The 14,340-nt window shown below is 39.1% G+C and carries 11 protein-coding genes; 2 read left to right on the forward strand and 9 right to left on the reverse strand.

Annotated elements, in window-relative coordinates:
• Positions 1-45 precede the first annotated feature (45 nt).
• On the forward strand, positions 46-624 hold the full coding sequence (locus L3V25_RS00430) for a DJ-1/PfpI family protein (protein WP_237293560.1): 579 nt from the start codon (positions 46-48) through the stop codon (positions 622-624).
• Between the two features lie 140 nt (positions 625-764).
• On the opposite strand, the gene L3V25_RS00435 is transcribed toward L3V25_RS00430, so the two are convergent.
• The 4 genes from L3V25_RS00435 to ectA form a co-directional block, all read right to left on the reverse strand.
• A complete protein-coding gene (locus L3V25_RS00435; RefSeq protein ID WP_267135394.1) occupies positions 765-2,276 on the reverse strand; it encodes an aspartate kinase in 1,512 nt (503 codons plus the stop codon).
• Between the two features lie 176 nt (positions 2,277-2,452).
• Positions 2,453-2,842: an ectoine synthase gene (locus L3V25_RS00440; protein WP_027695697.1), complete on the reverse strand. Its 390-nt coding sequence runs from the start codon at positions 2,840-2,842 to the stop codon at positions 2,453-2,455.
• A gap of 92 nt (positions 2,843-2,934) precedes the next feature.
• Complete coding sequence (gene ectB / locus L3V25_RS00445; protein WP_237293561.1) at positions 2,935-4,200, reverse strand: diaminobutyrate--2-oxoglutarate transaminase; 1,266 nt, start codon at positions 4,198-4,200, stop codon at positions 2,935-2,937.
• A gap of 86 nt (positions 4,201-4,286) precedes the next feature.
• Entirely contained in the window at positions 4,287-4,832 is a 546-nt protein-coding gene (gene ectA / locus L3V25_RS00450) for a diaminobutyrate acetyltransferase (protein WP_237293562.1), read from the reverse strand.
• A 563-nt stretch (positions 4,833-5,395) separates the two neighbouring features.
• On the opposite strand from ectA, the gene L3V25_RS00455 reads away from it, so the two are divergent.
• Positions 5,396-5,851: a methylglyoxal synthase gene (locus L3V25_RS00455; RefSeq protein WP_027695694.1), complete on the forward strand. Its 456-nt coding sequence runs from the start codon at positions 5,396-5,398 to the stop codon at positions 5,849-5,851.
• A 58-nt stretch (positions 5,852-5,909) separates the two neighbouring features.
• Here the strand turns inward: L3V25_RS00455 and L3V25_RS00460 are convergent, their stop codons facing one another.
• The 5 genes from L3V25_RS00460 to L3V25_RS00480 all read right to left on the reverse strand — a co-directional run bounded on the left by L3V25_RS00460 (position 5,910) and on the right by L3V25_RS00480 (position 14,340).
• A complete protein-coding gene (locus tag L3V25_RS00460; RefSeq protein WP_237293563.1) occupies positions 5,910-7,106 on the reverse strand; it encodes a type VI secretion system ImpA family N-terminal domain-containing protein in 1,197 nt (398 codons plus the stop codon).
• A 62-nt stretch (positions 7,107-7,168) separates the two neighbouring features.
• Complete coding sequence (gene tssM / locus L3V25_RS00465) at positions 7,169-10,723, reverse strand: type VI secretion system membrane subunit TssM (protein ID WP_237293564.1); 3,555 nt, start codon at positions 10,721-10,723, stop codon at positions 7,169-7,171.
• A gap of 16 nt (positions 10,724-10,739) precedes the next feature.
• Positions 10,740-12,158, reverse strand: a complete 1,419-nt coding sequence (gene tssA / locus L3V25_RS00470) for a type VI secretion system protein TssA (RefSeq protein ID WP_237293565.1) — start codon at positions 12,156-12,158, stop codon at positions 10,740-10,742.
• A gap of 8 nt (positions 12,159-12,166) precedes the next feature.
• On the reverse strand, positions 12,167-12,823 hold the full coding sequence (gene vasI / locus L3V25_RS00475) for a type VI secretion system-associated protein VasI (RefSeq protein ID WP_237293566.1): 657 nt from the start codon (positions 12,821-12,823) through the stop codon (positions 12,167-12,169).
• Complete coding sequence (locus L3V25_RS00480; RefSeq protein ID WP_237293567.1) at positions 12,823-14,340, reverse strand: sigma 54-interacting transcriptional regulator; 1,518 nt, start codon at positions 14,338-14,340, stop codon at positions 12,823-12,825. The genes vasI and L3V25_RS00480 overlap by 1 nt, the downstream gene beginning before the upstream one ends.

Raw genomic sequence — 14,340 nt, forward strand, 5'->3', positions numbered from 1 at the left:
TAAAAGGAAGTGAAAGGTAAACCACTATTCACTCAAGGAAGAAAAATGAACATTGGTATCTATATTTATGATAATGCTGAAGTACTGGATTTTTCCGGGCCTTATGAAGTTTTTACGACCGCGAATCGTGTATGCAGCCCCTCACCATTTAATGTGTTTTTAATTGCAGAAAACTTGCAGCTGGTAAAAGCTCGCTCAGGATTTAACGTTCTACCGCATTTTGACATTTCAAATCACCCTAAATTAGATGTCTTAATCGTTGTAGGTGGCGATCACACTCAAGAGATCAATAATGAATTGGCTATTGATTGGATTTCTCAACAAGGTCAAACCGTCCCTTTAATCACTTCCGTTTGCACTGGCGCTTTTTTACTGGCTAAAGCTGGCATTCTGCAAGCTCACAAAGCCACCACACATTGGGAAGATATTGCAGACTTACGCCAACAATTCCCTCCCCTAGAAGTATTAGAGAATGTGCGTTGGGTACAGGATGGCAATCGAATTAGTTCAGGTGGGATCTCTGCTGGCATTGATATGAGTTTATTTATTGTCAGCGAGTTGACTAGCATTGAAACAGCAGAAGCCACAGCCAAGCAGATGGAGTTTCGCTGGCAGCGCAATTAGCCACATGAATATTCTTTTCGCATATTAACTCCTAGCACCGATAAAAAGCCCCTGCGACTAGTGTCAACAGGGGCTGATTCTATTTAGCTATATGTCTACTTAGCTATACTGAATGCAACTTATATTGAATGTAATCAATCTTAAGCCGCTTTTTCTTTCTCAGTCTTTTTATCTGATTTTACGCCATCGATAAATTCTTCATGCAAAGTACAAATTGCCGACTCATAATTCTCATCATCAACCACAAATTGTACATCAACATTACGCATCGATGAGTGCGCCGCTCGAGGAGTAATATCTTGATTCATCAATGAAATCATACCGTGGCTTAACGCCTTGTTGGTATCAATTGATGCACCAATCACAGAAATCAAGGCCACCATCTTGCCGGTAATTTTAGCATTCGGGAACGCTTTTTCGGCACGAGACAACACTTTGTTTTTACTCTTAGAGTTACCGCTTAAATAATAAGTAATTGAGTTTGCGTTCATTTCTTTACCAACAAGTTGGACACGCTCATCATTAATGATTTCCATTAATTCATAACCAACGTTATCGGCTTGTCCTACCATTGCTTGGTCAAAGATATGTAATGCGAAGACCTTATTACGGCCTGCAATGATCTCAACTTTATCCGTATTACCTGCATAGCTGTGCGGGTTAAAAGCATGAGAAATCAAAGTACCTTTATGCTCTGGCTCAAAGGTATTTTTAATCACAAGCTCAATGCCACTGCGACGTAAACCTGATGCGGCATTTGGATGAATCGCTTCCATACCTAGGTTGGCGAGTTGGTCAGCAACATCATAGTTAGTTTGTCCCATCGGGCGTACTTTTTCAGGCCCTACAATACGCGGGTCAGCCGTACTCAAATGGTACTCTTTATGAATAACCGCTTGTTGAGCTTTTGATAATACCGCTAAACGACTGAACGTCATTTCACTATAACCACGGTCATAGGTTTTCATTAAACCTTCTGAGCAATACACATAACCAGTAACAATCGGCAACTCTTTGCTCATATCGATATCTTGAAGGGCATTTTCAATGACCGTATCAAGGTTACCCGAAACATCTTTACCTTCGCTTTGCTGTTCATCTAAATCCCAACCGGATAAATCAACAAACTTAGCATTGATATCAAGAGTTTTTAGCTTCAAGCAAGTATTGTAGGCACTATGTGCTTCACCGATGGAAGATAAAAACTCTCGGATTTGCGGCAAATAATGCTGCATTGAAAACTGTCCATATTGGCAAGTTTCCATAATGTTATTAATACAGTTGGTCGCTTTAGCGATACGGTCTTTGATAAAGTTATCGGCACGACGACGGCTGATTGGATCAGCAAACATGTTTTCGTTGATCAGCAACATACGCTGCTCAAGCTCTTCCATTGCATCAACCCAAGCATCATCACGATCAGCAACTAAACGATAAATACCCGGTTTACCCGTACGCTTACATTCTAATAATGCATCGGTAATACCACCGTAGGCAGAGACCACAAACATGCGGTTATATGGATTTTCTGGGCGCAGTAGAATGTTATCAAGAACAGCATCAAAGGCTGACATGGAAGTACCGCCAATTTTTTCAACGGTATGATTTGCAGTTTTATTATTGGCAGTGTGGCTTCTATTTGAAGAAGTCAAAATAAGCTCCTATGAAGTTCAATTAATTTAATTATTTCAATTTATATTTAGGTTTCTAGGTGCTAGTCCCTAGTAACTAGGCTTTGCCGCTGACTCTACATCAATAAAGCGGCAGTATTATCAACGTTGTTCGTTCAACTAGCCGCGATAACCTCTAGAAACTAGGGACTCGTAACCTACTCTTCGATTAATGGATAAACACCATTTTCATCATGGGTTTCCGCACCAGTAATTGGCGGGTTAAATACACAGGCCATGACCATATCAGCATCTTTGTAAGCACGTAATTGGTGTTCATCGTGCTTGTCTAAAATGTACAAAGTACCTGGTTTAATTGGATACGTTTCGCCACCGACGACTTCAATCTCGCCTTCGCCAGAAATACAGTAAACCGACTCTAGGTGGTTTTTGTAATGAATGTGTGTATCGGTGCCAGCATAGATGTTTGTAATATGGAACGAGAAGCCCATTTTGTCGTCACGCAATAACATACGTACACTTTCCCACGTATCTGCGACTACTCGACGTTCACTGTTTCGGCATTCTTCTAATGTTCTTACAATCATGTTTTATCCTTTTATTCATGCATCTAGGTATTCATTGGGCTCGTATATAGGGCCTCTGTTTACTCGAGACCCTACTTTTGAATTTGCGACAATTAAGACGCTTTACGAGTCACCTTAGCGGAAATTTTCTCAACCGCTTTCTCGAAAATATGAATACCTTGTTCGAGTTCTGATTCGCTCACTGTCAATGGACAGAAGAACTTCACAACTTCATCGTTTGGACCTGCAGTCTCAATCACCATGCCGTTTTCAAAACACTCGCTGGTGATCATGTCTGAGATATCGCCATCTTTACATTCAATACCCTGCATCAAACCACGGCCTTTAATGCCTTCAAATAGGTTTGAATATTGCTTCAAGGCTTTCTGTAATGATTTATTTAATTGCTCAGCACGCTCTTTAATGTGCGTTTCAAACTCATCATTGTGCCAGTAGGTATCAATCGCTTCTGCTGCCGTTACGAACGCATGGTTATTACCACGGAACGTACCGTTATGCTCACCCGGTGCCCATTGGTCTAACTCAGGCTTCATCAACGTAATTGCCATTGGCAGACCGTAACCACCGATTGATTTCGACAATGTCACCATATCCGGTTTAATACCTGATGGCTCAAAGCTAAAGAAAGTACCCGTACGACCACAACCTGCTTGAATGTCATCAACAATCAACAAGATATCGTTGGTTTTACAGATTTTCTCTAAACGCTGTAACCATTTATCAGAAGCAGCATTTAAGCCACCCTCACCTTGCACAACCTCAACAAGTACTGCTGCAGGCTTATCCAAACCACCTGAATTATCATCAAGCATGGTTTCGAATAGCGCCAAACCATCAATGTCAGCATAGCCTTCATAAGGAATGCGAGTCACACCCGAAAGCGGCATTGCAGCGCCACCACGGTGATGCTGGTTACCTGTTGCAGCTAGCGCGCCGTAAGACACACCGTGGAAACCATTGGTAAAGGCAACGATATTTGTACGGCCTTTCACTTTACGAGCCAGCTTCATAGCGGCTTCAACCGCATTGGTACCTGTTGGTCCAGTGAACTGAACTTTATATTCCAGATCACGTGGTTTTAAAATTTTGTCATTAAAGCTTTCTAAAAAATGACCTTTCGCTTGTGAGTGCATATCTAGACCATGGGTTAAACCATCTTGGTCGATATAGTCGAGCAATGCTTTTTTAAGAACAGGGTTGTTGTGGCCATAGTTCAACGAACCTGCACCGGCAAGAAAATCTAAGTAGCGATCTCCGTCTTCGGTATGAAGCCAGCAACCTTTCGCAGAAGAAAATACTACTGGGAAGTTGTTGGCATAACATTGAACGTTTGATTCGTGCTTTTTAAAGATATTCATGTCTGATCCTGTCTATCATCCTATGTGTGTATCTCGATTGAGCGAATTCCCAATCAAGAATTTTTAAATACATTTGTTCGTGTTGGTTAACTCATGGCGAGAGGAATATGGAATAAATACTCACTATCGTGCTCACCATCAAAATGATTTTCTTTGTCTAAGAAAACACTTACGCGTCCTTCTTCACCATCTTCTCGCTCAAGTTTTCGGAATAAATTCCAAGAACCATGATTGTCTTTGGTAATCGTCGTCTCAATTGCAGCAACGCCAGCAACACACTCACGCGCTAATAACGATTTAATCATTCGATACGCTAACCCACAGCCGCGGCTATTTTCCGCAACCGCTACCTGCCAGATAAAAAGAACTGGTCGATTAGGGTGACTTGATGGTTTGAGATAAGCGGAAACAAAACCTGCAATTTCACCATCTTTTTCAGCTAATACGCATGTATCGCTAAAATGTGATGCCTGCAAAAAGTTGCAGTAGGCAGAATTCGTATCCAAAGGAGGACACGACTCAATCAAAGCATTTACTTGATTGCCGTCGGTTATTTCGGGTTTTCTAAATGTTAACTCGTCCTGAGTTTTGGTCACTTTTTCGGGGTGTGCTACCCACGGTGCCGTAATCATCTTAGCCCTATTTTTTATTTGTACACTGTTTCTTTATTCGAACAATCTAGCTACCGATAAAGAAGCTCAGTGGCGATTAATTTTTATTAGTGCTCGTTGCTAAAATCAGCAACAATTGTTTAGTGCACTAATCAATTTCGTTTTAGATCATAACGTACTCGATTATTTTATCAACCCCTTATTCCTTAAGTGAATATATAGATCACACTTAATGTATTGATAATAAAAATAATAACTGCATTGTGAATATTTTAAATAGCCAGAAAACACCTTTAGGGGTGTAATCAATAGTTCAGCAAAAAATCATATCAATGTCATATCAGTGAGCTACGCTTCAACGCACGAAGACTGGTAATGGAAGTTTTATTCCAAGAGGAGTTAGATCTGTAATCGAAGAGTTTCGATGCTCAATGTGGTAGGCAATAAAGGTGAAGAGTACAGCGTGATCAAGCTCTCAAATTAAGATCTAGTAACTGGATAATCCTGCTATTTTTTTAGCTGTAATTAAATTATGCTGTTGTTAGCATTTCATTTATTTTTATTGAACATTTAGGATGTTAACAATGAAGAAAACCATTCGCACAATGCCTGCGCACAAGAATATCGCCCTGGTTGCTCACGATCACTACAAACCAGAGCTACTTCGCTGGGTTGTCGAGAATAAAGAGAAGCTACAAAGCCATTTTCTTTATGCCACAGGTACAACAGGGAACATGTTAAGCCGCGAAACTGGGCTTGCGATCAAGAGTTTAATCAGTGGTCCTATGGGGGGAGATCAACAGCTTGGTGCTCTTATCTCTGAGGGGAAAATAGACATGATGATTTTCTTCTGGGATCCACTAAACGCAGTTCCTCACGATCCTGATGTTAAGGCACTACTACGCATAGCATCGGTATGGAATATTCCAGTAGCAACCAACCGTGCAACCGCAAAATTCTTATTCAACTCCGTATTACTTGAGCAAGAAGTTGATATTGAGATCCCTGACTATCAAGCTTATTTGAATGAGCGCCTTTGATTTTCAATACACCATCGCCAAACAAAACATCTTGTTTGGCGATGATTTTTTATTTAGATCATTTATACCCAAGTAACTCTTCCAGTTGATCGACCTTCCAGTTAAGTCCGTCTAAACGTTGCTGTAAGATAGTCAATTCTTTTATCGCTTTTTCATTGTCACCAGCTTTAAGCAATTGCTCAATATACCCAACACGAGCATAAATTGGTGATAAGCTTTTACCTACTTTAGTCACCGAATTCATCTCACTTTTTAAGCTATTTAAGTGGGTTTTCTGAATGCCTAAATTGACATTTGAAAGTTGGGTTCGTACTGAATCAAATTTATTCACCATCTCGTTAACTGCTTCAATACTCTCCTTTCTCTCCACTGACCACTGCTGCCTTAATAGAGCAACCTGTTCCTCATCATCAAGCAAAAACTCTAGCTTTTTTATGTTTTCATTTTGTCGACTCGGCGTTTCACCTAGCCAAAGTAAAGAGTTATTAGCCATATTGGAAATATAATGATTTAACGCCTCCCTTTGCTCTTTATCTAATGGCTTATCTGGTAAGGCATTTGACTGAATATAGCGAGTCGGATCCAATCGATTGGGGGGCAATAAAAACTGATAGGCAACAAAGGAGGTAAGCAATAAGGTTAAAACATAATAATGCCATTTCGCTGTCGCTTTTTGTTCACTAGGTGGTGGAGTTGCAACGACCTTTTGCTTACTTCTATATTGAATTTCTAATCGATCAATATGTTCAAAAATCACATAAGCAATTCCATCCATATTGGCCACGTATTCAGGTTGCTTTTCTATAAGAATTTGATCTATTTGCTCACAGTGACGCTCACATCGATACAAATGTCGAAGTATTTCATAGTTAGGCTTAAGCAGTTTGATTTCTTTAATAATACAACTATTAACCCAATCAATAAGTTCTTTGCGTTTATGCGCATTCTTTAGCTCTTTTGTAGATACAATCAGTGAAGATAACAGCAACTCTAAACCGTTAGCCAACCCAACAATGCCATTCAGTTTTGTCGTTGCGACTGTGTAATAACAACAGAGCAATAGGTCTATTCCTGATTTTTCAGCAAGTAAGGTGCACTTTGTTTTAACCGCCTCCCAATCAGTCCCTCCTGAAAATGGAGAGTTTTGCTTATTTATTTCCGCTTTTACATCATCATAAATATGACTTTTTCTAAGAGAACTCGAGTCGCTAACAAGGTTAAAAACACGGTGTTCAATATATACGCAGCTCGACATAATCCACATCCAAAGAAATCAGAGTGAGGCTTCCCTCACTCTCTTTTAAATTTATTAATTCGCTAATATAAATGTTCAGTTAGCTTGAATGTCCTAAATAAATTATTCGTAAATGGATTGCTATCGTTATTCGAATTCAACCGATATACCATGCTTCCATTATCGACTGAAAACTTATAGTCCACCGATTTTGAACTCGCAGAAACCACTTTTGCCTGATCCAATAAACGGAAGAATGACCAAGATCCTTGAGTAGTGATACTTCTCGGGGAATACCCAGTCTGTGTCGGTACTAATGTCACTTTTGATGATGCCGTTTCTCTTAATGAGTTAGGCCAAATCAATTCAACCACATCCCTCTGACCATGGCTGTAGGTAAGGTACTGACCATCAACATCAATCGCACTACGTCGCTTATTCCCACTAAGAACTATCGGCTGTAATGAGAACTCAATATCAAGAACGCCTTTACGGTTAAAAAATGCTTCTTGTATTTTCTTGGCTTTAGCCAGTTCATCAATAACTTGCTGATTAACGATCGAGTTAGTGCCACTTTCAGCATCGTCAGTAAATACATTTTCATTAAGAAATAAATCTAGCTGATCATTATAAAACGTATTTAATATTCCATCTGGCGCAAAAAAGGCTTCGAAATCAGACAGCGATACCTCTTTTTTAGCCGTTAAGGATAATGGATATTTTCCAGCTAATTTTTCTTGATAAGGCTTATATACATCTTCTTTCCAGCGAACCTCTAAGTAACGAATCGCCTCTTTCTTCACCACATACCAGCTTTGGTCAGATAACGTTTTCATCATCTGATTCAGCGGGCTTGGCAAGCCGCTAGACACTCGGCGTAATGTATAAATTGGATCGATACTCTGCAATGTCACTCGTTCTTTTGTTGCACTTAAAGCAGACATTCCAACATTCGGAGAGTCTTGCATCGCTTTAAGATAATCACGTAACTGCCCTACAACATCTAACACTTCTGTTATATACGCTGGGTTATCACCATTAGGATAATTCAGCGCATTTAGCTCAGAAAAAGGCTCATCAATCTTGGAAGCCACTTTGAATTTAGGACTTTTTAATAAAGCCTCTTTTGCCGCCTTATCATCATCTGATATAGAAGCACTAAATAAATGGGTATTGGTATCAACCGTTCTCAAAAGCCTCTGGATTGGCTCTAGATTACCCATAATGTTATCAACAACTGTTACTGCCTCATTGATATCATTAAACTTTTTAATATTAATGTTATTTAAAGCATGACGCCAAGTACTGGTGTAGTCTGCAATATATAGGTTACGAATTTTTTCTCTTAATACTCGCTTATCTTCTTCACTAAACTCCGCGGTTGAAGATTGGCCTAATACCCAACTATCAATTAAAGCCAACTTAGAAACAGACTCAGATTGAGGCATAAAGTAATCATCAAAGCCTTCTTTCGTGAGTAATTTAGGGATATAAAGTGACTGATCACTTCTTTTTCCTTTTTGATAAACAATATCAAAAACAGGTCCAATTAGATTACGTAGACTGACTGCCGGACCTAATAAACTTTGTGCGCTTAATTTTAAATTTCGGTACACCCTTTCTTCGTTTGGCATGCGACCAAGTTCATTTTGAACTCGACTGATCAGCAAATCATAAGGGCGCATCAATTGATCGGCTAATTCGTTACCATTGTTTCTATCTGTGGCGAGATCAGTATGCTCCATTGCATAATCCAGGTGTGCCAGTAATTGCTTTTGAATTTTCTGCTGACCTGAAAATTGACGCTGCCAATATTTTGAAAAGTAATCTAAAACGAACTCTGAGTGCCGTCCACTTGCATCCACCATCATTCGGTAAACTCTTAATACCGCTAATTTTTGCTCATCTGATTGGGCCTGATTTAAGTCATGAATGGTATCAGCCATGAGCAGTGGCAAAAACTTATACTCGAGTAAATTTAAGTAGGTTTCTTCTACCTTAGGACCAATCGTATGACCTTGATATAGTCCTAAATCCGATACATATTTCAGCTTATTACGAAAAAAACCAAACTCTAATGTTGCTTCACGAATCTTGTTTAAAGGCTCTAAAATATCTTTCTGCGACAACATTCCATTATTACCTGAAATGAGTACCTGATATTCATTAACCTTCTGTAAAACCTTATCCGCTTGAGTAACATTGATTGAATAGTACCTCTGCCAAGCCGTAATCAATAGTAGACTAGCAACACTACAGGCAATCACTGAGGTATAGATAATTCTCTTCTTCTTTTTAGCAACTTTAAAATTATCAGAGGCAAGCCCTGCTTCTGGATAAATAATTTTATTAAATAACTTTTGCGTAAAATATATTGTCGAATTTTTTGCATGTTGTGCGCTATTGATGGCATGCCTTAGCCCATATCGACGAGAGGTTGCATTATCAAAGGCATTGATAGCAACCCCCTGCTGAAATACTGAATTAAAATAGACACCACGAACTAATGCCGATGTTGAGAATTGATCGCTTCCCAAGGTTTCTTCTAATAATCGATAAATCGTATCTTGTAAGCCGGCTAATTGACGAGAGAAGCTATAAACCGCATTACGGTCTTCGCTATCAGTCAGGTTCACCATAATATGAGGAATTGCTTCATTAATTCGTGCAATAAACTCTTTATAGCTAGCGGTGTACTCGGTTAGCCAATGATCTAAGTCATCCACTGAATCTAGTGAGAAAGTGAAACCAAGGACTTCTTCACGCTTTTCTTTGGTGTAATTACGAAAAAAAGGTTCAAAGCCGTGTAACAGATCAAACTTCGTAAAAGAAACGTACACAGGAAGCCGAGTCGATAATGTTTCCATTAATTCACGTAAACGAGTACGCAATAAATTCGCGTAGGCTTTACGCTCCGACTCTGTTGATTTGGCTAAATGTGCAATATCAATCGCTAAAACAATGCCATTCAATGGCCTGCGACTACGTGTTTTTTCTAACCAGCGAGTAAAGTGGACCCACAAACGTCGTGATAACTCAGGATCCACATCATTTCCTAAGCCGCCCTGAGTTAATAACTCACCGTCAGGATCAATTAATACTGACTCATCGCCAATCCACCAATCAAAACTATATGGGTTTTCACTTTTAAGGTGAGAAGCTCGCATTACCGACGAAAAAACGAAATTTTGTCCCGATCGGTTGATTAAACTGGTTTTTCCCGCATTTTCTAAACCAAGCACTAAATACCAAGGAAGTGAATAAAGATAATTACTCTTGCTTAAGTTCGCTTTCATCGTCTGCATGACTTGGTTTAATTCTAGCTCTTGACGCTCTTCAAACTGAAGCAGAGGATCGGTTTTCAATTCAAGTGCTCGTTTCTCTTCATCTCTTATTCGTACTAATTTTCTCCATTGCCATACTCCCCATAAGGAGAAGCAAACTAGCGAAAATAATACACAAGCAACGGTTCGAGCAGTGAGAGACGACAATGGCTGACTTTTATCTATCGTTAACCAAGGTCCCATCCACCAGATCGCAACATTAATGAGGACAAAAAGGCTAAATAATAAGATTGGCATTGCCGCGGTTAACGCTGGCTTAAGCTTTTGACCAATCCCTGTTATCATTTTCCACATATAATCACTACCTTAATTATTTAATATTATTAATATGCTTAAGCTTTTCTACGAGTGATGGCTCCCAATCACTAAGACTCATAGACATAAATTGCTCATACAAACCGCGGTATTGTTCACTTGCTACCGCCGTCAATTGGCTTTCTTCCAACAGATCGGCTAACAAACATTGCCAATAAAACTTGTCTCTTGGATCTACGGCACTTTGCAAGCCATCATTAACACTCGATATGGCAACAGTGACGCCCGCTTCTTTTGCAAGCTGTTTAATTTGCTCATACTTTTCCTGCCAGTTACTTACGCCACCTTGAGATTGAGATTTCGCTGAAGATTCAATCCATTGCTGAGTTTCATCGGAAATAAAAGGGGCACCATCTTTAAATTTCAATTCCAGCAACTTAGGTAATCGAGAGATGAATTGTTTCGTCTCATCATGTATCGCTTTTGCCCATTCAGGTTGGTCGATAGATTCAGCAATTTTTGCACTTAAACACTGCCCATCAATCCAATAAGGTGCCAAAGTTAAGCTCTTTTCAACTTTGCGCCATAACGCAAGATCAGGATGAGACATTCCATCTGTGTACTCTTTTAAACGCTCGCTTTGTATCCCGCGTAACTGGGTTTCACCTAAGTTGTTATGCTCTGGGGGCGAATCAATTCCTGCCCATACGGCATATCGTCGAGTCCTGATAGAAAGCGGAGTACCGTAGTCTTGCTCAGATAAAAAATCCGATACTTTTAAAAGCGTCTGCTTCACTGACTGGCCGCTTGAAGTATCAAACGTTAATGGGTTATTCGCTTGAACATTCACAACCGTGGAATGACCGACATCTGAGGTTCCAGCAGCAGAGCTTTTCGGTTGTTCATAAAGTGAAGATCTTTCTTCACAATCTTTAAGTTTGGTTTTTATTCTTTGCACAAAATACTGTACAGAATCAGAATCTAAGTCATTTTTTATCGCCGCTGCGTGCCAATCAGTCAGCGCTTGCAACAGCAAATCTCTTCCTTTGGCATCAAAAAGAGAGAAGTCATACTTATCAGCAAGTAAATCAAACCTCTGCAGAAGTAAGCTAAAAAATTTACGGCGGGGTAACTTTCCTCTCTCTCCTGGAGAAGGGTAACTATCACTCCAAAATTCACGCATGAAATCACCAAAAACAAACAAAGAAAGAGTTAGCCTTTCTGGGGTTGCTTGGTGATGCAAACACTGTATAAGGTGAATAAGCAGCTTAATATCTTTCGTTTTTTCTTTAAAAATCTGAAGGATACTTTTTTCAACTTCACTCCATTGCACGGAAGCATGCGATAGAGAACCAACCTTCATCATTTGATCATCGATAAACTCGTATAAGGGATCATCGTATAAACGCTCACCTACATGAGATTCTTTAGATATGGGCGTTATGATGGTTTGGCGATATTCTGTGATATTCATAAAATCCCTTACCAACCACAGCTTTTACGTAACGGAATTAATACTTTTGATAAATTTTCAGTATTAAATTTAAGACCGTTAATAACATCTATATCTGAGCGTAATTGTAAATTCGAAGATGACGATATTTTCTTTATCAGTTCAATAGCAAAGAGCCCCCTAGAGCTACTGACGACAAAACCAGAGTCATCGGTTCTCCATAAGCTAGATTTGAATGTATTGGCTGATATATTAACCCTAGCTTGCTCAATATTTTTATGAAGTAATAAATCCAAGTGACTAATATTATTGATACAACTCATCATTAAGACAGCACCCTGTCCATCATTACTATGACTTGCCGCGGGTAAAGTTACCCAGATATCAGAATCAGCACTTCCATTTCCGCTTGAAATTAAAGGAAGTAAATCGCCTTTTACTCGCGGCTGTTCAACTGCCATACCCCGAGACCAGATTTCTGGTTTTACTTCTTTTAATAAGGCTATTTCAGGTAAAGATGTCTTGAAAATACGATCAAAACAATCTAAACGCTCCAGCCGAGCCGTAATACTAGTGCATGCTTTAGCTTCATTTAAAAGTGAACTTTGATCAGCCCGAACATCACTAATGAAAAGCAACTGAAATAAAATCACAGTAAAAACAAAGGTATTAAGTTGATAATTCATCAAGAAATCTCCAGTTTCTGGCATTTATAAGTCAGAGTTCTAAGAGGTATCCCTAAACTTTTTGCAGCTTTCGTTTTATTCCCTGAGTGTTTATTTAATCGCTCTTGGATAACTTTAAATTCAAACTCACCAAGGAGCTCTGTTAAATTTCCAATATGATTAACACCTTCGTTAAAATCGAATAACGACAATGCATTTGAGTTATCTGAAATATAGGATAGAGAAATTGGTTGCCCGTCCTCTACTTGAGAGCAAGATAATTCAATCATGCTTTTTAGCTCTCTAACATTACCTGAAAAATCTAATCTCTTTAGATATTCCAAAGACTGCTTCGTCAGGAACCCAACATCCCTTTGATAGCTTTCATTATATTGTTCAATAAAATACTCACTCAATAACTCAAGATCTTCTTTTCTATCCTTTAATGCTGGAAGTAATACCGGACACTGCATTAATCGATAATATAAATCTGGGCGAAATTCCTTTGACTTCACTTTCTCTTTTAAATTTATATGAGTTGCAGAAATCAGTCTAAAGTTTGATGTTAGTTCTTTCTTTCCCCCTAGAGGACGAAAGCTTTTTGTCTCAAGTACACGTAACAATTTAGATTGAAGGTGTGTTGGCATATCGCCAATTTCATCAAGGAATAATGAACCACCATTTGCTTGCTCAATCAAACCAGCATGGTAAGAGTCCGCACCAGAAAATGCCCCTTTTTCATAACCAAATAGCTCACTTTCTAATAAGTTTTCAGGTATAGCGGAACAATTAATCGCGACAAACTGGCCTTTGTTATAGTCGGATATCTGGTGGATCGCTTTTGCAGCAACTTCCTTCCCAGTCCCCGTTTCACCATGGATCATAACCGACAATGGTGATTCAGCCGCCACTACGATTTTCTTTTTTACATCTAACATTGCCGAAGAATTGCCAATCAACGTCTTAGACAAACTCAATAATTTTTGTCCGCGCTGATTCACCTTCCTTTCTGTCGTCAATGTTTCAGATAAGCTTTCTTTTTCTAAACCAACCTTTTGGAGATCTTTTAATAGCTCCCATTGCGTTGCATATGCTTCAATATACAATTTGAATTCAGGTGCTACGGCTACTTGCTCTAACTTGATTGCATCACCAAATATGACTAATAAAGAAGGACTTGATTCTTTAGCACATGGTAAAGGATAAATTAAACATGCCTCTCCATTGCCTAATGACGATGTCAATGTTTTAAAGTCCTGATTGTTTTGCCAGTAAACAAGATCAGATTGAGGTATAAGCTTATATCTACCTTCTTGCAAAACATGAGAAAAAGGGACATCAAAATCCACGACTGACCAGTTGGAAATATCATCATTCTCACTTTGATAAACCAATTCTCTACCACTGTCGCTTAATTCAATCGTTAAACACTTGGCTATATTCAACGTTTTTGTTAATGAATTAATAAAAGTATTTGATAGCGTCTTAGCATCTCTCAACTTCATTAATTCTGTTATCGAGATTAACCATGAGCTCAT

The organism is Vibrio sp. CK2-1, assembly GCF_021726515.1.
In the GTDB taxonomy this organism is placed as follows: Bacteria; Pseudomonadota; Gammaproteobacteria; order Enterobacterales; family Vibrionaceae; genus Vibrio.